General features: G+C 32.5%; 24 protein-coding genes. 2 read left to right on the top strand and 22 right to left on the bottom strand.

Features of this window, described 5'->3' with window-relative positions:
• Nucleotides 1–121: 121 nt before the first annotated feature.
• Together KPL51_RS02920 and KPL51_RS02925 are read right to left on the bottom strand one after the other, a co-directional pair.
• Nucleotides 122–682, bottom strand: a complete 561-nt coding sequence (locus KPL51_RS02920) for a GNAT family N-acetyltransferase (protein WP_216157086.1) — start codon at nt 680–682, stop codon at nt 122–124.
• Between the two features lie 27 nt (nt 683–709).
• Complete coding sequence (locus KPL51_RS02925) at nt 710–1234, bottom strand: 2'-5' RNA ligase family protein (protein WP_216157089.1); 525 nt, start codon at nt 1232–1234, stop codon at nt 710–712.
• Nucleotides 1235–1482: 248 nt separating this feature from the next.
• Between KPL51_RS02925 and KPL51_RS02930 the strand changes: the two genes are divergently transcribed.
• Together KPL51_RS02930 and KPL51_RS02935 are read left to right on the top strand one after the other, a co-directional pair.
• A complete protein-coding gene (locus KPL51_RS02930; RefSeq protein ID WP_216157092.1) occupies nt 1483–2703 on the top strand; it encodes a sensor domain-containing diguanylate cyclase in 1221 nt (406 codons plus the stop codon).
• 232 nt (nt 2704–2935) lie between these two features.
• Nucleotides 2936–3796 carry a YitT family protein gene (locus KPL51_RS02935; protein WP_216157095.1) on the top strand — a complete coding sequence of 287 codons (861 nt, stop codon included), beginning with the start codon at nt 2936–2938 and terminating at the stop codon, nt 3794–3796.
• Nucleotides 3797–3935: 139 nt separating this feature from the next.
• Here the strand turns inward: KPL51_RS02935 and KPL51_RS02940 are convergent, their stop codons facing one another.
• The 20 genes from KPL51_RS02940 to cdaA form a co-directional block, all read right to left on the bottom strand.
• Nucleotides 3936–4190, bottom strand: a complete 255-nt coding sequence (locus tag KPL51_RS02940) for a S66 peptidase family protein (RefSeq protein WP_216157098.1) — start codon at nt 4188–4190, stop codon at nt 3936–3938.
• 1068 nt (nt 4191–5258) lie between these two features.
• The gene (gene glmS / locus KPL51_RS02945) at nt 5259–7085 is read right to left on the bottom strand and encodes a glutamine--fructose-6-phosphate transaminase (isomerizing) (protein ID WP_216157101.1); all 1827 of its coding nucleotides are present in this window, start codon (nt 7083–7085) and stop codon (nt 5259–5261) included.
• Nucleotides 7086–7935: 850 nt separating this feature from the next.
• Complete coding sequence (gene glmM, locus KPL51_RS02950) at nt 7936–9285, bottom strand: phosphoglucosamine mutase (protein ID WP_216157104.1); 1350 nt, start codon at nt 9283–9285, stop codon at nt 7936–7938.
• Between the two features lie 418 nt (nt 9286–9703).
• A complete protein-coding gene (locus KPL51_RS02955) occupies nt 9704–9904 on the bottom strand; it encodes a hypothetical protein (protein WP_216157107.1) in 201 nt (66 codons plus the stop codon).
• 123 nt (nt 9905–10027) lie between these two features.
• Nucleotides 10028–10282: a hypothetical protein gene (locus KPL51_RS02960; protein ID WP_216157110.1), complete on the bottom strand. Its 255-nt coding sequence runs from the start codon at nt 10280–10282 to the stop codon at nt 10028–10030.
• A gap of 23 nt (nt 10283–10305) precedes the next feature.
• Nucleotides 10306–10719 carry an SHOCT-like domain-containing protein gene (locus KPL51_RS02965; protein WP_216157113.1) on the bottom strand — a complete coding sequence of 138 codons (414 nt, stop codon included), beginning with the start codon at nt 10717–10719 and terminating at the stop codon, nt 10306–10308.
• Between the two features lie 48 nt (nt 10720–10767).
• Nucleotides 10768–11136, bottom strand: coding sequence for a DUF2089 domain-containing protein (locus KPL51_RS02970; RefSeq protein ID WP_216157116.1), 369 nt, complete (start codon nt 11134–11136; stop codon nt 10768–10770).
• Nucleotides 11137–11305: 169 nt separating this feature from the next.
• Nucleotides 11306–12040, bottom strand: coding sequence for a polymer-forming cytoskeletal protein (locus tag KPL51_RS02975; RefSeq protein ID WP_216157119.1), 735 nt, complete (start codon nt 12038–12040; stop codon nt 11306–11308).
• 17 nt (nt 12041–12057) lie between these two features.
• Complete coding sequence (locus KPL51_RS02980; protein WP_216157122.1) at nt 12058–12678, bottom strand: YhbD family protein; 621 nt, start codon at nt 12676–12678, stop codon at nt 12058–12060.
• Nucleotides 12679–13240: 562 nt separating this feature from the next.
• Nucleotides 13241–13771: a 2-oxoacid:ferredoxin oxidoreductase subunit gamma family protein gene (locus KPL51_RS02985; protein WP_216157125.1), complete on the bottom strand. Its 531-nt coding sequence runs from the start codon at nt 13769–13771 to the stop codon at nt 13241–13243.
• A gap of 1 nt (nt 13772) precedes the next feature.
• Nucleotides 13773–14522 carry a thiamine pyrophosphate-dependent enzyme gene (locus KPL51_RS02990; protein WP_216157128.1) on the bottom strand — a complete coding sequence of 250 codons (750 nt, stop codon included), beginning with the start codon at nt 14520–14522 and terminating at the stop codon, nt 13773–13775.
• Nucleotides 14522–15592, bottom strand: a complete 1071-nt coding sequence (locus KPL51_RS02995; RefSeq protein WP_216157131.1) for a 3-methyl-2-oxobutanoate dehydrogenase subunit VorB — start codon at nt 15590–15592, stop codon at nt 14522–14524. The genes KPL51_RS02990 and KPL51_RS02995 overlap by 1 nt, the downstream gene beginning before the upstream one ends.
• 19 nt (nt 15593–15611) lie before the next feature.
• The gene (locus KPL51_RS03000; protein WP_216157134.1) at nt 15612–15821 is read right to left on the bottom strand and encodes a 4Fe-4S binding protein; all 210 of its coding nucleotides are present in this window, start codon (nt 15819–15821) and stop codon (nt 15612–15614) included.
• 132 nt (nt 15822–15953) lie between these two features.
• Nucleotides 15954–16616, bottom strand: coding sequence for a nucleotide-binding protein (locus KPL51_RS03005; RefSeq protein ID WP_216157137.1), 663 nt, complete (start codon nt 16614–16616; stop codon nt 15954–15956).
• 165 nt (nt 16617–16781) lie between these two features.
• On the bottom strand, nt 16782–17852 hold the full coding sequence (gene buk, locus KPL51_RS03010; RefSeq protein ID WP_216157140.1) for a butyrate kinase: 1071 nt from the start codon (nt 17850–17852) through the stop codon (nt 16782–16784).
• A 97-nt stretch (nt 17853–17949) separates the two neighbouring features.
• Nucleotides 17950–18858 carry a phosphate butyryltransferase gene (gene ptb, locus KPL51_RS03015; protein ID WP_216157144.1) on the bottom strand — a complete coding sequence of 303 codons (909 nt, stop codon included), beginning with the start codon at nt 18856–18858 and terminating at the stop codon, nt 17950–17952.
• 35 nt (nt 18859–18893) lie between these two features.
• Complete coding sequence (gene buk / locus KPL51_RS03020) at nt 18894–19979, bottom strand: butyrate kinase (protein ID WP_216157148.1); 1086 nt, start codon at nt 19977–19979, stop codon at nt 18894–18896.
• Between the two features lie 132 nt (nt 19980–20111).
• Nucleotides 20112–21710 (bottom strand): NAD(P)/FAD-dependent oxidoreductase, encoded by a 1599-nt coding sequence (locus tag KPL51_RS03025; RefSeq protein ID WP_216157152.1) that lies wholly within the window; start codon nt 21708–21710, stop codon nt 20112–20114.
• Nucleotides 21700–22947, bottom strand: a complete 1248-nt coding sequence (locus KPL51_RS03030; protein WP_216157155.1) for a CdaR family protein — start codon at nt 22945–22947, stop codon at nt 21700–21702. Before KPL51_RS03030 ends, KPL51_RS03025 begins: the two co-directional genes overlap by 11 nt.
• On the bottom strand, nt 22917–23765 hold the full coding sequence (gene cdaA / locus KPL51_RS03035) for a diadenylate cyclase CdaA (protein ID WP_216157158.1): 849 nt from the start codon (nt 23763–23765) through the stop codon (nt 22917–22919). Before cdaA ends, KPL51_RS03030 begins: the two co-directional genes overlap by 31 nt.
• Between the last annotated feature and the right edge of the window lie 107 nt (nt 23766–23872).

The raw sequence follows: 23872 nt of genomic DNA on the forward strand, positions 1-23872 counted from the left end.
CATTCTCCTCTACAAGAATTCTACAATAAGCTTCAACATCATTTCCATCAGTGTCCTTAAATTCTATTACCAAATTATCCTTATTTTTGTTTCTGGAAAGAATTCATCATCCTCCCAAACCCTAAATATATAAATCCATAAGTATCTCGTCATCAAAATTACCATTTACATTGAAGTTATTTTTATGAACTCCGACTTTTTCAAATCCAAATTTCTCATACATGCTAATTGCATTAATATTACTTGTTTTAACACCTAGATTTATGTTTTTTATTGTACCACTTTCCTTTGCAAACCTTATAAGTTCGTCCATTACAGTACATCCAATGCCATTTCTCCAATAATCATTTTTAACAGAAATAGAAATTTCACTGTTATGGGCTATTCTTTTCCTACTAGAGCTACTAATCTGTGCGATACTAACAATCTTATTGTCTATAATTCCTAACACCATAAGTGTATTAGCACTATTACTTATATCTTTTATATGTTCAATTTCTTGCTGAACAGTAAGGTGAAATTCATCTTTCCCAAATAATAAGTTGTCACTTTCTCCACCAACAATATTAAGATATTGAATCATTTCTTCAGCATCCTCTATTATAGGTTTTCTTAATATTAACTTCTGACCTTTTTTTAATTGTATCTCTTTTAAAATGTGACTCCGTAAATTTGTACTCATATATATCCCCCTCATCTCATTATTTTTTTATTTCAAAGCAATATTTAGCTCTATTATTGAATCTTCATTTTCATCAATAATTTCTACAGTTACTTCATTAACAGTACATTTAAATGAATCATTAATATTTCTGGTTTCATTAATTGCCACTGCAAAGTCTTTATCATTATCAAAGTTTCCAAGGGTCATATGAGGAAGGAACACTTTACTTTTTAGCCATTTTGGGTAATAACTTTGTAAAATGCCTGTATACAATTTTTTATGCAATTCAACAATTTCGTTACCACCCTTTTGTATATTTAAAAACAGATATCTTCCAAAGGCATTAGTAGGTGTAACTCCACTAAGAATAACTTCAAAGGAAGTAATTTTAGATAAAACAGTTGAAAGATGTTCTTTTAATTCTTTAGTTTCTATCTCACTATCAAAGGGAAAAACAAGAGTTATGTGTGGTTTTACATGGCCGGCAAGAGGGTCGTATTTCTGTCGTAGTTTATCTACTATTCGTACATTGTCCAATTTAGGAAAAATCATAATACACCTTTTTAACAATATTAGCCCACCTTTCTAAATAAAATCCTTATATATGGAGATTACACTCAATATTCATTCCTATTATATGTAACATTGTACCATATTCTACATCTGCACCACATCTTATCTTTTATAATGCTTCTCTTATTATTTGTAACCTAGCTCAATAGGATGTACTATCTTTTTAATATGATATATAATAAAAAGTAGCATCATAATAAATACTATAAAAGGATATTTTAACAATTATATAAAGGAGAATTTAAATGGGTTATGATCATAATGATAATACAGTTAGTTTTTTAAGAGAAATATATATTGAGATTGATGATAATGAGTTAATAACATTTATCAGCGGAAATTGTTCCAATTTACTAGGCTATACTATGCCAGATTTGTTAGATAAAAGTATCCGAGATATTCTATCCACACTTCCCAATAAATCTATATCTGTAGCAAACCTAAAATCCTCAGTGATAACAAAGGATAATAAAATTATCCCCGTTGATCTTGCGGGTTCTCCAAGAGTAGATGACAAGAAAAATATAGTTGGATATAGACTATCCTTGATTGATATTTCTTGGTATCATAAATCTGATAGTCATGAAAAAATGACGAGTCAAATGTTTGAACGATCAAGAGATCTTATATATAGAGTAGAATTAATTCCTGCATTTAAATTTACATATCTAAGCCAATCTGTAAAAAGGATCTTAGGATATAGTGCTGAGGAAAACTTAATTGATTCAACACTTATATTTAATATTGTTCATCCTGATGACTCTAATATTCTTATAAGAAAAATGAATAATGACCTTGATTTTTCTAAACCTATTCCTTGCAGATTTCAGCATAAAGATGGACATTATGTTTGGCTAGATGATTATTGCACTCCTATATATGATGAAAATGGTGTACTCGTTGCACAAGAAGGTTTTAATCGAGACGTTACAGATAAAAAGCTGCTAGAAAAAAAGCTGGAACGATTAAGTTATTACGATAGTTTAACTGGAGCATATAATAGACATTATCTTGAAAAGGAAATACATATCTTAGATACTGAGAAAGACCTTCCCATAGGCATTCTATTTTGTGACTTGGACAATTTAAAAGTAACTAATGATAATATTGGGCATGAGTTTGGAGATAAATTAATAGTAAACGCTTTTAATATATTAAAAAGCAGCTTTACTGATAACTCAGTTATCTGTAGGTCAGGTGGAGACGAGTTTGTAGTAATCATTAAAGATACATCTCTTATCAAAGTAAAGCTATTATTCTTATTTATATGTGAATCGATAAAGCAACAAAACAAACGTAATCCTAAGCATAAAGTAGAAGTTTCTATAGGATATTCTTTTTCAGAAACCTCCCTAGGAGTAACCAGGCAACTTATTAATACTGCTGATAAGAACATGTATAAAGATAAACAAAGAAAAAAGTCAGGTACTTCCAATCATTTTCAGATTAAAATGCCTAACTCTTAAAATTACATTTTAAACTTGCCCCTTGCCACTTGAGTGGCATCTTCTTTTCTTATTCTTTTCCATATATCTTTCATATTAAAAATCTGCTTATTTACATTTAATTCATATAATGATACTGTTGTAGCACAATCTAATAAAAATTGATATTACTTATTTTTGTAGTTTCTAAATAATTGTTAAGTGACTAATGTAAGCATCTAGCCTATACCTTTTAATAAGCGGGAGGAACACAATGTTTAAACATATAAACAAAACCATCATTAAAAATATTTTTTCAATACTAGTGGGAAGTTTGATATCTTCATTAGCAATTAATTTATTTATATCCAAAGCAAAACTTTTAAGTGGTGGTGCTTCTGGCATATCATTAATTATTCAATATTTGTTTAAGTTTCCTGCTGGATATTCCATACTTCTAATAAATATCCCCTTATTAATTTTAAGCTATAAATGTCTTAACAAACGATTTACTATTTATACATTCATAGGTACAATCTCCTTTTCACTATTCTTAATTTTAACAGCTCCATTAAAAGGACTTATTAACACAGATGATATATTGCTATTATGCTTATACGGTGGTGTATTAAATGGAATTGGAATTGGAATAGTATTCAGCAATCATGGTTCTGCAGGAGGACTCAATATCATTTCTGCTCTAATAAAAGTGAGGCATGATAACTTTAATATAGGACAAATATCATTTTATATTAATATAGTAATTGTTTGTATTGCTACTTTCTTTTTTGGAATAACCAGTGCTTTATATACTATAGCTGCTATGTTCATAACGGCTGAAGTTACTGATAGAATAATAAACGGATTAAACAAACAAAAATTAGTTCTTATTATTACTAAAAAAGAAAAAGAAATTTGTAGTGGAATCTTATATAAAATGCATAGAGGTGTCACCTTTTTATATGGAGAAGGTGCATATACTGGAAAACATGAAAAAATATTATTTTGTACAGTATCACTCCATCAGATTCCAGATTTAAAATTAATTGTTAAAGAAATAGACAATACTGCTTTTATGATATTCCTTGATGCTTCTGAAGTTAAAGGAAAGGGTTTTGTAAATGATTTAATATAATGTTAAGTTATAAAAAAAGCCAGGTAATCACAATCATTTTTGATTAAAATGATTGTGATTACCTGGCTTTTTAAATTGTTTCTATTATTTTTCAAACCCACCTTAGAACACTTATCGCACAATATTTTCAACTAAAATATTATTTGAACCAATACTTTATAATTGTTATTTTCTTCCTTGTAGCATCAAGTTCAATCTCACATCCTATTGGTAGAGTCATCATTGGATGTGTATGGCAACAATCAAACTCTGCAATGAATGGCAACTTCCTATCTCCAAATACTTCTAATAATATTTCATATAATTTTCTACCTGTCTTTAAATCATCAAATAATTCATGTTTACCAAAAATTATCGCTGAAATTCTATCTAAAACATCATTTACTGTAAACAAACATTAAAGTCTGTCCCGATCCCCCCACCACACCAACCCCCTCTCACCCCTTCACCCACCACCCCTCCCACCCATTCCAACCTTCAATCCAGTTTCTCACACAAATATTAAAGTCTGTCCCAAAATCACGCCTTTTCTCCACTTAATTCTCCTAAAATACTCCTAAAACACACTCAAATACGAATATTAAAGTCTGTCCTTTTTCTTGCATTTTTTCTATCCTTCCTTCATATTTTCATCCCAATAATTAAGTCAGCAATACCCTTTTCCCTTCTTAAATCTATCATCCTATCCACCCTTAGCTCCCACAAAAGGTCTAACGACCATTCTATCAATCACTCTCATATCAAGCTTATCATGAGTTTTCTCATATTTTAAATCAATTATTTTCTCAATCCTTATTCAATCTTTTCCGTCAATCCTTCAATCCTCTGGTCAATCTTTTTATCATTTTTGGGGTCCTTTAAAAGGAGGAACGGGTAAGAAGAGAAGAGCGATAAACTGCCCCAACACCTTATGTTTTGGGTGATGTAAAGATTTATGTCTGGACAAAATAAAAGAAAAATTGTCCACAGTAGCACTCAACTTTATGAGTCTGATGTGGACAATTCTGTTGATAATTCTATTTAAATTTCAAGATTTTAATACAAATATACCTTACACTTTAATCTATCAATCCATTCATGGCGTAGCCTTCGGCTCATTCTCTCACGCTTTTTTCTTGAATATATTCGGGTAGATTATCGGGTGGGTTGGTCGGGAAGGAATCTGCGATTAGGGGGCGGGGGGGGGGAATAAAAAAATGAAGGAAGGCAGGTTGGTGTTCCTGCGTTTCCTTCATATATTGAGACAGACTTTATTATTTTGAGACAGACTTTAATATTCGGGGACAATGTTTATTGTTTGTGTACATCTATTGTTGCGGTTATGTAAGATCCCCCCCTGCTATATGCATTAATAGCGCAGAAAAACTGCACACTCTCACCTTAAATGAGGATGTGCAGTTTTTCTTAAATTGTTTGTTTTATTTGTTTTAAAGCTACAACAATTATTTAATAAGGGTAGCACCTATTCCACAGTTACAGATTTTGCCAAATTCCTTGGCTTATCCACATCGCAGCCCTTTTGGATTGCCATGTAGTAAGCTAATAATTGTAGTGGAATTACTGAAATTACTGGTGCTAATATATCCATTACTTTTGGTATATAAGTTACAGAAAAAACTGATTTTTCAATTTCAGTGTGACCTTCTGGTGCGAAAGCAAATACTTTTGCTCCTCTAGTTGCTAACTCTTTTATATTACTTACCATCTTATCAAATATTGCTTCTTGAGTAGCTAGTGCTATTACTATAGTCCCATCTTCCATAAGTGCTATCGGACCATGTTTTAGCTCTCCTGCAGGATAAGCATCTGAATGAATATAAGATATTTCTTTAAGCTTTAATGAGCCTTCCAGTGCTACTGCATAATCAAGTCCACGTCCTATGAAGAACATATCTTTGTGCATATAAGTTTTTGCTGTGAATTTTTGAACTGTTTCTTTATTTTTTAAAACCTCTTCTGCTTTTTCTGGAAGCTCCATCATAGCTATTTTAATTTCTTCAATTTCTTCGTGACTTAATGTTTCTTTGTTCTGAGCAAAGAATAATGCTATTATATACATTGCTATAAGCTGAGTTACATAAGCTTTAGTAGATGCAACTGCTATTTCAGGTCCTGCCCAAGTATATAGTACATCATCTGCTTCTCTTGAAGCTGCGCTACCTACAACATTAGTTACTGCTATAACTCTTGAACCTTTTGACTTTGCAAGTCTTAAAGCTGACATAGTATCTGCAGTTTCTCCTGATTGACTAATAACTATCATTAGTGTGTTTTTGTCCATTATTGGATCTCTATATTTAAACTCAGAAGCAATATCTAGTTCAACTGGTATTCTTGCAAGTTTTTCTATAACGTATTTACCTACAACTCCTGCATTATATGCAGTTCCGCAAGCCACTATATATATTTTATTTAAATTTTTAATTTGATCTTTAGTTATATTTATGTCGTCTAGGGTAATAGGCTCTCCTAGAACTATTCTTGAAGTCATTGTATCTCTAATTGCCTTTGGTTGTTCATGGATTTCTTTTAGCATAAAGTGCTCATATCCACCTTTTTCAGCAGCTTCTGCATCCCAAGTCACATGGAAAATCTCTTTATTTATAGTTTTGCCTTCTGCGTCAAGAAGTTTTATTCCATCATTAGAAATTACAACAAATTCCTTGTCTTCTAATAAATATACCTCTCTTGTATGATTTAATACCGCTGGTATATCTGAAGCTATATAAAATTCATCTTTTCCAAGTCCTACTATTAAAGGGCTATCTTTTCTTACTGCTACTAATTTATCTGGTTCATTACTTGTAACTACTGCTATAGCATAGCTACCTTCCATTTTAGTAACAGTCTTCATAACCGCATCAACTATATCTCCATCATAGTAAAAATCTATAAGATGTGGTATTACTTCTGAATCAGTTTCGGATATAAATTTATATCCCTTTGCCATTAACCATTCTCTTAGGTGGATATAATTCTCTATAATTCCATTATGGACTACACTAATAGTTCCTTTTTCGTTAGTATGTGGATGAGAATTTTCATCTGATGGTTTACCGTGAGTAGCCCATCTAGTATGACCTATTCCAACGTTTCCTTTAAGTGGTTCTTCTAATAATTGAGCTTCTAAATTTGCTAGTCTTCCCTTGCATTTAGTTACGCTTAAAACCCCATTATCTATAATTGCGACTCCTGCTGAATCGTATCCTCTATATTCTAATTTTCTAAGACCTTCTATTAAAATTGATGATGCTTGCTTTTTTCCAACATATCCAACTATTCCGCACATATTAATCTTCCTCTCAAATTTAAAATTTTTCACAAATCAATAAAGCATACTTATAATCATTTAATCATTGTTTTTCATAATTATTTTAAAAATAGTATTTACAGTTATTATACATACAATTCTGATGTTGTATAACTAGAAATACACTATCTTAATAATCCAATGAAATATGCTAGTTAATTCATCATCTACAGATGCTGTTCATCACCTATAAATGCTATTTAGCACTTATAGGTGCTATAATATTTTAAAAGGTTTTAACACCAGATTGATATTGTTACGAAAATCACTTTTCGCGTTTATCAATCATTAACGGTAGTGCGCTACCGCGGGGCATCCGCCGAAGATTCGATACTCCCCATCCTCGTCAACTCATAATGCATTATAAATTACTAATATTCCTAATGAGTCCTGGCGCTTTTAAATTACAAATACTCTATCCTCCTTTACTATAATATCAAACAAACTGAAAGCTTATGTACCTTTTCACAAGCTTTCAGTACATTATATTCATTTTATACCCTAAACGTCAATGCTTTTAACAATAAATTCATTGAATTGTTACTTTATTACACTATAAACTAACCACAAAATTAGCACCTATAGTAGAAATAGGGACACTTCATAGCGACTTGAATAAGAAACGCAGAAACTGTATAAAAAGGGTATATAGTACGTAAATTGCATTTGAGCAAGTGTTAGTAATCTTAACTAATTTTAATGAAAGATGCGTTAAGAAATATGCATGTTTGAGCGTTAGCGAGTTTGCATATTTTAGCATCTTTCATTAAGATTAGTTTAGAATTACTTAGCGCAGCGAATGCAATTGTAGTAATATATACCCTTTTACTTATCTGTTCGCTTTTTCTTCGATTAATTTTGCAAGAGAATGTGCCATTTCGTTTAATTCACTTTGAATTTTACCCTCGAGCATTACTCTCACTAAAGGTTCTGTACCTGAAGGTCTAATAAGTACCCTTCCACAGCCATTTAATTTTTTTTCTATTTTTTTAATTTCTTCTACTATTTCAATATCAGTTTCATGAATGTCATTTTTATCGTTTGGCACCATTGCATTAACAAGTACTTGTGGAAGTTCTGTCATCATTGCTGCTAGCTCAGATAGTGATTTTCCTGATTCTTTAATTACGGTAGCTAATTGAAGTCCAGATACAAGTCCATCTCCTGTTGTATTAAAATCCAGGAAAATTACATGTCCTGATTGTTCTCCACCTAGGCTATAACCTTCTTGTTGCATTTTTTCAAGAACATATCTATCTCCTACTTTAGTTTTCACAGTAGTTATATTTTCCTGCTTCATTGCAATATCAAGGCCTAAATTACTCATAACTGTTACTACTACGGTATCTCTAGTTAATTTTCCCATGTCCTTTAGGTGTTTAGCACAAATAGCAATTATAAAATCTCCATTTATAAGGTTTCCTTTTTCATCAACGGCTAAACATCTGTCTGCATCGCCATCAAAAGCCAGCCCTATATCACAATGATTTTCTTTAACAAAGGCCATTAGATGCTCAGGATGAGTAGATCCACAGTCTTTATTTATGTTTACACCATCTGGATCATTGTTAATAACTAAAACCTCTGCTCCAAGTGATCTTATAGCTTTTACTGAAGTAATGTAAGAAGCACCATTTGCGCAATCTAATGCGATTTTAAGTCCTTTTAAATCTCCTGCTATAGTAGATTTAGCGAATTCTATATAATCCTCAACACCATTTAGCTTAACTGTTTTCTTGCCTAAATCTCCTGCTATTGGTGATGGCACTTCTTTAAAATCACCTTCAATAACTGCTTGTATAGTATCCTCTAATTCATCTGATAATTTAAAACCCTTGCTATCAAAAAACTTTATTCCATTATATTCCACCGGGTTGTGAGAAGCTGAAATAACAACTCCTGCATCTGCTCCATATTTTCTAGTTAAATATGCTACCGCTGGTGTAGGAACCACTCCAAGACATATTGCTTCTGCTCCTACAGATAAAATTCCTGCAACTAATGCTGATTCTAACATATCTCCAGAAATTCTTGTATCCATTCCTACTATAATTTTAGGTTTGTGAGCTGAGTCTGTTAGTACAAAAGCTCCTGCTCTTCCTAAATTATATGCAAGCGCACTTGTTAATTCTGTATTTGCTATACCACGTACTCCATCTGTTCCGAATATTCTACTCATATTTTTCTACCTCTTTCTCTATATATTATAGGTTTATTACAGGGCATTTTAAACAAAACACTAGTAATTATGCTAGCATTTCGTTTCTGACACATATATTCGTCTTCCTTCTATCCACATAAATTCGAGTCGTTATCAAATAATTCACTAAGCACTACTGACTAAATAGACATACAATAATAATTATATGTACTTTATATAAAAAGCTTTTCATTATTGTTTGTGCCTATATTCAAACTCGAGTATATAAATATATACCCTAATTATAATATAGTTTGTATTATACTACAATAATATGTACTTGTAAAAAAGGTCTTACTATTGCGCAATTTTAAATTTAAAAAAATAACCCAATTTGGATTATTTTTTTAAGTATAGTTATTCGTAAAATTTATTACCATACAAAACTACAAATACACTAAATTATATCCTCTAAAGTTTGGAAGTCAGGGTTATAATTTATGAAATGTTTGAATTTTTTAACAAACCCCAGTGGTATTATTGTCATTCCTGATAGCACAAAACAAGTTAAAACAATATATTTTATTGCTATAAATTCCGCGAGTATCCCTCCCACAGCCATTGCTATTGGCGTTAATCCTCCACATACAGTATTCATAATTGAAAAGACTTTTCCTCTCATTTCTTGTGGAACTGTTAGCTGAAGTGTTGCACTTATGAGTGTATTTACAATTGCAACTCCATATTTACCTGATGGTAGTACTTGCGTCCTTGAAGAATCCTACATTCGTATTAATACTTCCGTGCCATCATTTGCTCTTATATCTACTAAGTTTAGCCCTTTATAATTACTTAATGAAATGATTAAATTTCTCATTACCTTCCAGTCGATTAGTTCTAAATACTTAGCATCCTTTTCCTTTATATGTTTCTTTACAATTCTCTCTAAGGGAAATCTTGATGCTAATCTTACTGCCCAAATAGGTACTGGAATTCTTAGTTTTCTACCTTCCTCTGTTTTAATATAAATCCTCATATAACACCTCTAAAATTCTAGATTTATTCTATAACGACCTCCACTACATCTCCATCTCCAGTTTTTATATCAACAATCTTTCCACCTACACCGCCATCTATGGCTTCCAATATAGTTTGAGTCATAGCATCCATATCTATGTCACTCATGCCATTTACATTAACATTTGGAATTTTTCCAAAGGTTTTTATCATGCCACTTACAAATGCCAGTGGAAGGTTAATATTCACTATGTCATTCTCTTTAGACCTTACTTTTATTCTGAGCATTTTCACTTTAAATTTAAGGTTACTGTGACTATTATTTGATGATGGTTTGTCTAAAATAATAGATTCTTTACTTTCTCCCTTTAGAGCTTCTATAAGTTGCATAGCTTTTTCTGAATCAATTTTACCTTCTTCAACCATTTTTAATATTCTTGAGATTTCTTCATTCATTATATAAACCCCCTTTTTATAGCTCGAAACTCCCAATTCACAAATTATTTACTTACCATTTAAAATTATTAATGCTTCATCAGCAGTTATTTCGCCTTTTTCTAACATATCTACTACATCTTTTTTATCAACAGAAGGCTTTTGCTTTAAAACAGTATACCCAAGTGCAATAATAACCTCGTCTAGCTTTGCTCTAACGGTTGGATAGGATATGCCAAGTTCTTTTTCCACGTCCTTAATATTTCCTCTGGATTTTAAGAATACTTCAATGAAATATAGCTGCTCACTATTCAAATAATCAAATTTTGATAACTCGAATTGATTTTCAACAGTAGTATCACATTCATCACATTTAAGTCTAGTTACTTTTAATTTAGAACTACAAACTGGACATTTACACAATATTTTATAGGCCACTTTTACCACCTTCTTCCTTTATATTCATTATATTACCATTAATTGATATAGTCAATATGTAAATTGACTATATTAATGTTTTTTAAATATATATTTATTATGTTAATATATATATTAATATTGTTAATATATTTATAGATTTTTAATGGGTTTATGATGATAAAATACATTATACTTGTTTTTGTTCTCCAACTATTGAATCACTTGCTATAATAATCTCTCCACTATATTCTACAAGGCCTATATTACAACCTTCACCTATGGTGATATGATTTCCCCTTACTATTTTAGCATTGGTGTTTTGGAGATATATTTCATCCCCTTCAATTAATGAAGTAGTTAACTCACCCTTTGTATTAAACATCTTGTCTATTACTTTTTTAAACAAGGAATTGTCTAAAGGACTAACTCTTACTTCAATATGCTCCCCACCAATTTCTTGTACATTACAGTTCCCACCAATTCTTATATTTACTTCTCCTGCATTTAATAAGCCTAGTATTTTAAAACTACCACTAGCCTTAAAACATTCAGCATCACAATTTTTTTCTATATGAGCTGACCCAGCTATAGTAACTTCTTCTGCATGTAGGTTTCCTCCTATATGAGTTGACCCATTAATTTTTATACTTTGACATTCAATTTGCCCCGTTACATGTGCTGAACCGCTGACCCTCATTTCTTCTACCTCTACATTACCTTCAATCCTTGCAGATCCACTAATTTTTATAGTGCCCGCTTTTAAATCTCCTATAACTTTTGATGAGCCACTAGTTTTAAAGTCTACGCATTCCAAATCTCCGTTTATTTTTCCTGAGCCACTTATGCTTACTTCATTATACTTTCCACCACCAGATGTACCTGACCCTGATATCTTTATATCTCCATAATTAATCTTTTCCATTTTAACCCTCCTCATAATTATATTATAATTTTTAGCTCTTCAATACTCTGTGATATATTAAGCCTTAATATTATCTTTGCAGTCTTTTCTATATAAAACTCATTAGGTATCGTAATTAAAAAACATAATGCCATGCCAAATTTTCTTAGAAAAACAATCTCACAATTCTTACCTTCTACGGATTTATAATTTTCTTCTAAAGTATCTATTATAAGTTTGCCTTCCTCTAATGATACATTCCCAGATATTAAACTCTTTTCTAACAAAGAAATATATAATATCTTCTCAAAAGAGAAGGTTTTTATTTCACCATATATATTTTTATACATTATCAATGTTTGCTGCGTAACAATGTTCTTTTTTAACAACTCTTCCTCACTTAAAAATACCTCCCCCAGCTGTGGGGAAAACATCTGAGCCAAATTGTCTAAGGATACATTATCCTTCATATCTTTAATTTTAGCTATTCTATCTAATATTTTTTCTCTAGGAAAAAAAGTTTCTTGTCCAGTATAGCTAGATTTTTTTATAAACCATTCTTCTGGTATAAGGTTTTTCCTTTTCCACCTATACAACTGTCCATAGGACACGTCTGTAATTTGCAGTAATTCTTTTTTAGAAATCAAGTCTTCTTCCATATTATACCTCCGTCATGTATTTTTGTAACCCTCTGAATTATATACCAGCTATTAACTTCTACCTACCTATATACGTAGTGTAACATAACATTGTTACGTTGTAAATATTATAAACCTAAATATACCAAATTTTCTTTTATTGGTTTAATCGAATACTAATGCGATGGATAAAATAAACATACTGTGTAATTGTGATTAATTATCATCTTTCATCTATTCCGACTTAATCACAAAAAAGCTACTGGTTTACCAGTAGCCTTTTCTCAATGTTATTGATGTTCTCGATGTTCTCGATGTTCTCGATGTTCTCGATGTTCTCGATGTTCCTTACCCTTACTGTTTTAATAGAGCTTCATATATCAAGTAGCATAAAAAGTATATATTACCTAAACTTCATGAGAGCAAGCCTTAGTAATTCTTAACTAATTTTAATGAAAGCTGCGTTAAGAAAATTACATGTTTGAGCGGTAGCGAGTTTGTAATTTTTAGCATCTTTCATTAAAATTTGTTTAGAATTCCTTAGGGTCGCGAACTGAAGTTGTAGTAATATATACTTTTGGTTTTACTTGATATACGAAGCTCCTATTTCAAGAGCTTTTTTGTTTATCTCGAAAAATTTTTCTTTACCATGAGCCTTTAAAGCACTTACTAATCCTTCCATAGATACTATTCCTGTTCTCTTTACTAAAGCTCCTAGAAGTACCATGTTAGCAATCTGCTTACTTCCAATCTTTAAAGCTTCTGTTTGAGCTGGAACACATATTACTTCTATATCTTCCCTAGTGGGCATTCTATCTACAAGATCAGAATCCATTATTAATAGTCCGCCTTTTACTAATGTAGTTTCAAACTTATCAAGGGAAGGTCTATTCATAACTATCAATGTGTTTGCATCATTAATTATTGGTGAACCAACTGGCTCATCAGAAAGTATAACAGAGCAGTTAGCGGTACCTCCACGCATTTCTGGTCCATAAGATGGAAGCCACGAAACGTTCATATTGGCATCCATTCCTGCATATGCTAAAAATTTTCCCATTGAAAGTGTACCTTGACCACCAAATCCTGCAAATATAATCTCTTGCGATGCCATACTATTCAACCTCCCCAGTTGTGTCTTTTTTAACTCCAAGAGTATAGAACGGTATCATATTATCTCGTAACCATCCCATTGACTCTTGAGGTGATAGTCCCCAGTTAGTTGGGCATATTGATAATACCTCTACCATTGAGAACCCTTTTCCATCAATTGCATTTTGGAAAGCTTTCTTTATAGCTTTTTTAGTTTTATTAACATTAGGCACATTATCTACAGCTACTCTTTCTACGTAACAAGCACCTGCTAAGGTAGATATCATTTCTGATACTCTAATTGGGTGACCTTGAAGCTTTACATCTCTTCCATAAGGTGTAGTTTCCGTTACTTGACCAGGAAGTGTAGTTGGAGCCATTTGTCCACCTGTCATACCGTAAATGCAGTTATTAACGAAGATTGTAACCATGTTTTCTCCACGAGTTGCAGCATGCACTATTTCAGCAGTACCTATTGCCGCTAGATCTCCATCACCTTGATATGTAAACACAACTGCATCTGGATTAGATCTTTTTATTCCTGTAGCAACCGCTGGAGCTCTTCCATGTGCTGCTTCAAACATATCACAGGCAAAATAGTCATATGCTAAAACAGAACATCCAACTGGTGCTACGCCTATAGTTTTATCTATTATATCTAACTCTTCAAGTACTTCCCCTACTAATCTATGAATTAATCCATGAGTACATCCAGGGCAGTAATGCGTAGGAACATCTAATAATGCTTTCGTTGGCTTAAATACTATTGCCATTATTTTGCACCCCCTACTATTTCTTTAACTTTATTTAATATATCCTCAGGATGAGGAACCATTCCACCTGTTCTCCCGTAGAAATATACTGGTTTTCTTCCTTCAACTGAAAGTCTAACATCTTCAACCATTTGTCCACAACTCATTTCTACTGATATATATCCATATTTTGTGCTACTTATGGTTTTTTCAAAAGCTTCTAGTGGGAAAGGCCATAGTGTAATTGGTCTTATTAATCCCAATTTTATACCTTCTTTTTCTGCCATTTTAACAACATTTTTGCATATTCTTGATGTTGTTCCGTAAGCGACCATTATTAAATCACTTTCACCATCACAATTATACATTTCATATCTTGTTTCATTTTTCGTTATTTCTTTAAACTTTTCTTGTAATTTCAAATTATGTCTTTCTAAATCCTCTGATTTCAAATAAAGGGAATTTATTACATTATGTTTTTTTCTTCCTTTTAAACCAGACGCTGCCCATGTTTTTTCTGGTAACAATTTTGGTGCTCTTTCTTTGAACTCTACCGGTTCCATCATTTGTCCAAGCATTCCGTCTCCCATAACCATTACAGGAGTTCTATACATATCTGCAGTGTCAAAAGCATCTTGAACTAAGTCTACCATTTCTTGTATTGAAGCTGGTGCATATACTGGCATGTTAAAATCACCATGTGATCCACCTTTAGTTGCTTGGAAGTAATCTGATTGAGCCGGTTGAATACTACCAAGTCCTGGACCACCTCTAACTATATTTACGATAACACATGGAAGTTCTGCTCCTGCTATATAAGATATTCCTTCAGCTTTCAAACTTATTCCTGGCGAACTTGAAGATGTCATACATCTTACCCCTGTACCAGCTGCTCCATAAACCATGTTTATAGCAGCGATTTCGCTTTCTGCCTGTAAGAAAACCCTATCAATCTTAGGCATTTTTCTTGATAAATATGCAGATATTTCTGTTTGAGGTGTTATTGGATATCCAAAAAAACACTTGCAATTTGCTCTTATAGCTGCTTCTCCAATAGCCTCATTACCTTTCATTAACACTTTTTCTCCCATAAGTTTATCCTCCTATTCTTTACTTTTCAACTGTTATTACGCAGTCAGGACACATTTTTCCACAAGATGCACATCCAATACATTCTTTCATCTTCTCTTCTGTTACCGTTGCTGGATGATATCCTTTTATATTTAATTTATCCGAAAAACTTATGATTTTCTTAGGGCATACTGTTATACATAGTCCACACCCTTTACATCTGTCTTCTCTAAAGGTTACTCTTGGCATGTTTAAACCTCCTTAATCATCACCTTACGGTGCTGTAGAAATACTAATTTATAAAATTTAAACGTTTACTACTTGATTTTACCTTGTGAATGTTCAACTGTCAATATTGTTAATTTTTTAATTATATTCTTGCTATCTCCAAGGTGGTAACATATGTATATCTATACCAAATATGTCTCCTTGCAATTTTCCCGTCATCTCTTCTACTAGATCTTTTCTGCAAACAGTATATGCGTGGGGTATATTTAATTCTTTAGATAATTTAGCCACTATTTTATCTCCATCTATTATATGTTGTGGTACAGTTTCATAAGATAAATTTGTATTGGAAATCAAATGCGTTATCTTGAGTCTTGAGGCTCTTTCTATTGCTTTAAAGTATTCCACAACGTCCCCAGAATTTGATGTGAATGGTCTATTTGTATTTATAACAAAGTACATATCATAGGGCTCCTCCACAAAAAACCTATTGTACTGACCAAGGGCTATTGAACCTAAATCATCTCCACCTACATCTACTACAACTTCATAGCTTTTATCATTAAATATAGCTATTATTTCTGCTGGCACTACCATTAGTTCTGCATTAACTAGTTCTGGTTTTGATGCTATAACTCTTATTCCGTAATCTTCTAGTTGTTTTCTAACGTCTCTTACACAAAAATAAGGATTTACTATATCTAAATCAGCTATTGCAACTTTCTTCCCTTGTTTTGCAAGATTTATTGCATAGTTTATTGCTATTTCTGTCTTTCCTGAACCAAAGTGACCCGTAAATACCCTAATTCTACTCATCTCACTCACCCCTTTAAATTTTTGTAAATTGCTTATTTTGTTACTTCACTATTTCATTATTTTATTATTAATGGAGAATTAAAAGAGTTTAGGCACATTCAAATAAATAGTATACTACTTATCATTTATTTGAATGTGCCTTATTACTATTATTACTGCAGTTTGTTATTTATATTCTTTTGCCATTTCTTCACCGTTTAATACTCTTAACCCGCCTTCAGCTAGTGCTAGTAATTCATCTTCACCTGGATATACTACCACCTTTGCTATGAATGCTACTCTTTCTTTTATATACTCAACTGTTTCTTTACCGTAAGCTATTCCGCCAGTTAAAATTATAGCATCTACTTTTCCCGCTAAAACTGCTGCACATTTACCAATTTCTTTAGCTATTTGATAGGACATAGCTTCAAAAACTAATTTAGCCTTTTTATCACCAGCTTCTACTTTAGCTATTACTTCTCTAGCATCATTTGTGTTAAGGTAAGCAACAAAGCCGCCTTTTCCATTTATCATTTTCCTTATATCCTCAACAGTGTATTTTCCACTAAAGCACATTTTGGATAAATCACCAACTGGTAATCCTCCAGCTCTTTCTGGTGAAAATGGGCCATCTCCATCTAATGCATTATTAACATCAACAACTTTTCCAGCCTTGTGAGCTCCTACTGAAACTCCTCCACCCATGTGTGCTACTATTAAATTGAGTTCTTCATATTTTTTATCAATTTCTTTTGCATATCTTTTAGCTACTGCCTTTTGATTTAGTGCATGAAAAATACTCTTTCTTTCTATTTCTGGAAGTCCTGATATCCTAGCTACATCCATCATTTCATCCACAACCACTGGATCAACTATAAATGCTGGTACACCTAAAGATTTCCCTATTTCGTTTGCAATTATTCCGCCTAAATTTGAAGCATGCTGACCTTGCACACCGATTTTCAAATCATTGAGCATAGCATCATTTACGGCATAAGTACCACCTTCGATAGGTTTTAGAAGTCCGCCTCTGCCTACTATAGCATTCAGTGTATTTATATCAAAGTTCTTTTCTTTAAGTACATTTAATATAACATCTTTTCTAAAATTAAGCTGTTCAAATATACCTTCAAACTCACCTATTTCTTCTGATGAATGTCTTAAGGTTTCTACTAAAACTTCCTTTTCATCTTCATAAACGCCTATTTTAGTTGATGTTGATCCTGGATTAATTATTAACAATTTATATGTCATATTGTTCCTCCCTTGTACTCTAAAATCATTTATTATATTCTGCAAAACCCTTTCGGTTAAGTTAACAAATGCAAATGCAGCCTAACACTTAGTAATCTTATTTGTTATACTCTGCAACTAATGCTGCAAGTGCTATAGAATTTAATTTTGTTTCTGGAGTATCTGCTCTAGAAGTTAATATAACTGGGGCAGAGGTGCCTACTAATAGTCCACCATTCTTAGCCTGAGTAGTATAAGTTAAGCATTTATACATAGCATTTCCAGCTTCTATATTAGCCATTAAAAGAATATCTGCTTTACCGGCTACTGGTCCTTGTAGGTTTTTATGTTTTGCAGCTGTTTCTGATAATGCATTATCTAGTGCTAGAGGTCCATCAATAATACACCCTTTTATCTGTCCTCTTTCATTCATTTTTGAAAGCATTGCTGCATCTAGTGTTGCTGGCATATTTTGGTTTACTACTTCTACCGCGCAAACTGCTGCAACTTTTGGAAGATCAATACCACAAGCTTTCGCTACTCCCACTGAATTTTTTATTATATCTATTTTTTCTTTTAATTCTGGATACATATTAAAGGCAGCATCTGTTATAAATATCAATCTATCATAGCCGGGTATCTCAAATACTGCTACGTGGGACATTTGCTTTCCAGTTCTAAGACCTACTTCTTTGTTTAACACAGCTCTTAAGAATGTAGCTGTATCTACTAGTCCCTTCATAAGCATATCAGCTTTTCCTGATGATACAAGTGCAACTGCAGTCATAGATGCTTTTTTATCATCTTTTTCATCTATAATTTCAAAATCTTCTATGTTCATACCTATTTTACTTGCAACAGAAATTATTTTTTCCTTATCTCCTACTAGTATTGCATTTGCTATGCCATTTTTCTTAGCGTCGCAAATTGCCTCAAGAACTGGTTCGTCATGTGCTACAGCTACTGCTACAGTTTTCATACCTTGCATTTTTGCGGTTTTTAATACTTCATTAAAAGTTTTAATCATTAGATTACACTCCTTCTAGTTTATATTATATTTTTTTACTTTGTTTCTTCTTCGTATATTTTAGCTTTCTCTTCTCCATTTAATATTCTTAGAGCTCCCTGTGCCAGGGCTAGCATTTCATCTTCCCCTGGCACTAATTCAACGGGAGCTATAAAGCTCACCATTTCACTTATCCAAGTAGTGAGTCTCTTATTATAGGCAAGTCCTCCTGTAAGAATCACAGCATCAATTTGCCCAGAAACTACAGTTGCCATGGCTCCAATTTCCTTAGCGATTTGATATGCCATAGCTTTTAAAATAAGTTCTGCTCTCACATCGCCATCGTCTATCATCTTATCAACGATTCTTCCATCGTTAGTGTTTAGATAAGCCACGAGCCCCCCCTCACCGGTTAATTTTTTCTTTAACTGTGGAAGAGTATACTTTCCACTAAAAGCCAGTGCTGCTAAATCTCCTACTGGAAGTCCTCCAGTTCTTTCTGGAGAAAAAGGACCTTCTTCGTTGGCATTGTTAGCGTCTAAAATTCTTCCATTTTTAACTGGAGACACAGAAATTCCCCCACCAATATGCGCAACAACATAAGTGCTATTTTCAAAATCTTTATGTAATTTAGTGCAAATCCTTCTTGTTACAGCTTTTATATTTAATGCATGAACTAGTGAGCGCCTTTGAATTTCTGGAAGTCCTGATATTCTTGCTACATCTAATATCTCATCCACCGCTACCGGGTCTACTATAAATGAGGGTATATTAATTTTTTTTGCAATCTTAAAAGCTATTACTCCGCCTAGGTTGGAAGCATGTTCTGCCTGATACCCTATTTTTAAATCCTCTAGCATTTTCGGTGTAATTTCATATGTACCACCTGGCATTGGCCTTAATAACCCGCCTCTGCCAACTACTGCAATTAAATCTTCAAGGGCTATGCCTTCTTTCTCTAACCACTGTAGAATCAAATTGGTTCTCATGTCCTTTTGATCATAAATCTTGTCAAACTTCTTAATTTCATCATAGCTATGGGTCAAATTAGATATAATTACACACTGTTCACCTTTGAATATTGATAATTTAGTTGAAGTAGAACCAGGATTTACTGCTAAAATGTATCCTTTGCTTTTCATTTAAACACCTCTCCTTATTTGCCTGTGTAATAATAGCAACTACTAATTATTATCTATGGTAAATATGTGTTTCCGTTGCTACATCCATTTTAACAAATTTTATAGATGAATTTCAAGGACTATGGAAATTAATTATAATTGCTTCCATTCTTTCATTATGTTTTCTGCAACTTTTAATCCATCCACAGCTGCAGATATTATTCCACCTGCATATCCCGCGCCTTCTCCTGCTGGATATAGCCCTTCTAAAGATATACTTTGAAGTTTTTCGTTCCTATCAATTCTGAGTGGCGCTGATGTTCTTGTTTCAATACCAGTCATAACTCCGTCTTCCCTTGCAAAGCCTTTAATTTTATATTCAAATTTAGGCAATGCCTCTTTTATAGTATCCGTTACAAAATTTGGCAAACATTTGGTAAGATCAGCAAATTTATATCCTGGAGTATAACTTGGCTTTACACCGCCTATTTCGCTACTAGTACTGTCCCTTAAGAAATCTCCAACCAATTGTACCGGTGCATTATAATTTGATCCTCCTAGTGTGTATGCTAAGGATTCATAATGCCTTTGGAACTCTATCCCAGCTAGTGGACTATCTGATGGAAAATCTTTAGGACCTACTGATACAACTATGGCAGAATTTGCATTTGTTTTATTTCTGTTATAACTGCTCATACCATTTATTGCAAGGCATCCCTTCTCTGAAGCAGCTGCTACTACTTCTCCACCCGGACACATACAGAAACTATAAACTGATCTTCCAGATTTTCCGCTTGTATAAGTAAGCTTATAATCCGCTCCCTTTAACCTTGGATGGCTGGCATACTTTCCATATTGATTTTCATCAATCATAGCTTGGGGATGCTCTATTCTAACTCCCACTGCAAAAGGCTTACTAGACATAAATATTCCCTTTTCATATAACATTTCATAGGTATCACGAGAACTATGTCCTGGCGCTAATATTAAGTTCTCACAAGGTATTTCTTCTCCATTCACTATTATGCTTCTTATTTTTTTATTTTTAATTATTATATCGCAAAGTTTACTGTTAAATCTTACCTCTCCGCCCAGACTTATAATGGTTTCTCTAATGTTTTTTACCACTGATTTAAGTATATCTGTACCTATGTGAGGTTTACCCATATATAATATTTCCTCTGGTGCACCAGCTTTTACAAATTCCTCTAATACGTAATCACATCTAGTGTCCTTTATTCTTGTGGTTAACTTTCCATCTGAAAAAGTCCCTGCTCCACCTTCACCGAATTGCACATTAGATTCTGTATTTAAAACTGCCCTAGTCCAAAACTTAACTATACTATTTGTCCTACGTTCTACATTTTCTCCTCTTTCGATAATTAGTGGCTTATACCCCTTTTGTGCCATAAGAAGGCCCGCAAACATTCCTGCTGGTCCCATTCCTACTATTATAGGTCTATGCTTCATCTCTTTATTTCCAAATTCAAACTCAGAATCATATCTAATTTCTTCAAGTTTAACATCCTTATCATTCGCTCTAGCAACGATTTTTATTTCATCATCCATTTTCACAAGAACAGAATAATTAAACTTAATATTATTTTTTTTCCTAGCATCTATGGATTCTTTGGCTATTCTAAACCATTTTATTTCGCTTTCAGCAACCTTCATTTTTCTTGCTGCCTTTGTTTTTACATCATCTATATCTTCTTCTATATCTAATCCTATGTTATTTATTTTAATTGCCATTGCTGGTAGTTACCCCCGTTTGTTTTTTAGTAATAGTTACTAAGATTTTATCTGGAACTCCTGATATCAAATTTACGCCCTCTGGCATAGGTACTGATACTTTAACAGTATGCTCACCTTCTACTAAATTAGCTAAATCTACTGCAGCACTAAACTTTTTTAAATCAAGTGAATTTATAACCGTTTCAGTACCTGAAATAACTATTGCTTGTTTAACTTTTTCTAACTTCGCATCATATTTTCCATCTAAATTAACATATTTGATATCTAGACTTAGATTCTTTTGCACTACTTTATTTAGAGTGATTTGAACCTTAACTATGCCATCGGTAGTATTGTTAACTAAACTTAATCCATCTGGAATTAATACCTTTGCGTTCACTGTAGTGGTCTTATTTATTTTGCTTAAATCAATAGCCTCTGTATTTAAATTTTCTAGTTGTTCAAGATCAGCTGTGCTTCCCGTTATATCTAATTGTTCCGGTAACACGGTTATACTTGCCAAAGTATAATCAGAGCTTAAATTTCCTGTAGTTTTTACTTTTACTGCTACAGCTTTGGTCTTTCTTACCGGAATTTTAACATCCATATTAGATGGATTTACAGCAACTTCTTTTATTTCTTTTCCTGCCGCATCTACCGGTTTGAGCTTGTAGTTTTTAACAACATCTGATTCTTGACCTTCTATGTCCACTTCTACTAATAATTCTTTTACTATATTGACAAATTTTGATCCGCCTACTACAGTAGCATACTCCTGTGATAATTTTGCTGCAGATGCGTAAAAACCTTCTTTAGGCTTTCCAGTTACATTTACACTTATAGGTAATTTAGCTTCAATACGTTCATCTAGGTTTACCGTTATAAAAAGACTATCACTATTTATCACACTTATATTATCAGGACTTTTTCTTATTTCAATAGGAATCTTTTGTTCTCCTTTTTTAAGCGCATATTGACTTAAATCTGCTACTACTGTAAAATCTGTTGCTTTCGCATTTAGAAGTGTGCTTGTATTAGCTCCTTTAATATTTAGACTTGTGGTTAAATCTTGCCCTGGCACTAAAATAAGATTTGAATGAGTCAGTACATCAGCATTTAAAAGCTGTACAGGTATACTTTTAATTTTAAAAGCAGTAACTGGGTTTTCTGTACTTGTTATAAAAAGCCATAGTGCAAAGGCAGCTATCACACAGCAAATTTTAATTATAAATTGTTGTTTTCCGTCTTTATCCATGACTTCACTCTCTCCTTTAATGTTATTTTTTTGCTCTGTCTATTCTTTATTATTTGAACAAGTATTTTCTTAAGTTTATCCTTATCATAGTTCCTTACTAATCTCCCATTAACCGCTAGAGATATAGTTCCAGTTTCTTCTGACACTATTATTGTTAGTGCATCTGATGTTTCAGTTATTCCTATGGCTGCTCTATGCCTAGTCCCTAGTTTTTTGCTTATTTTATCATTATTTGTTAAAGGCAGAAAACATCCAGCCGCTATTATCCTACCATTTCTTATTACTGTAGCTCCATCATGAAGCGGAGTGTTAACTACAAATATATTTTCTAATAGTGCCCCGGATATTAACGCATCTATAGTTGTTCCTGTTTTGATTATTTCTCCGATACCTGTCTTTTGTTCTATTACTATTAGTGCTCCTGTTTTACTTTTTGATAAGCTTTCAACAGCATTAACAATTTCAGTAATAACTATCTCCATAGTCTCTTCATTTTCAAATATATGTTTATCCGTAAAAGCTGATCTTCCCAGGTGCTCTAATGCTCTTCTTATTTCTGGTTGAAAGATTATAATAATACTCAAAACACCGATTGTTATTGTCTTATTTAAAATCCAATTTAAAATTGTTAAATTAAGCAATTGGCTTATTGGAATAAGTACAAAAATAAGAATAATTCCTTTGAATAATTGCTCAGCTCTTGTTTCCTTCATTAACATATAAATTTTAAAAAATATATATGCCACCACTAATATATCCAAAACTGAAAAGAAACTCATATTTTTAATAGTACTTAACATTAACTTAAATATCTCCATAAAGCTTCCACCTCCCCACTAAAACTCCTATATTTAATTATACACCATGATTTGGCTTATTAATATAAATTATAAGTTAATTTTATTTTAATAATCTAACTTATATT

It is taken from the genome of Clostridium bowmanii (assembly GCF_018861315.1).
GTDB lineage: Bacteria > Bacillota > Clostridia > Clostridiales > Clostridiaceae > Clostridium_AD > Clostridium_AD bowmanii.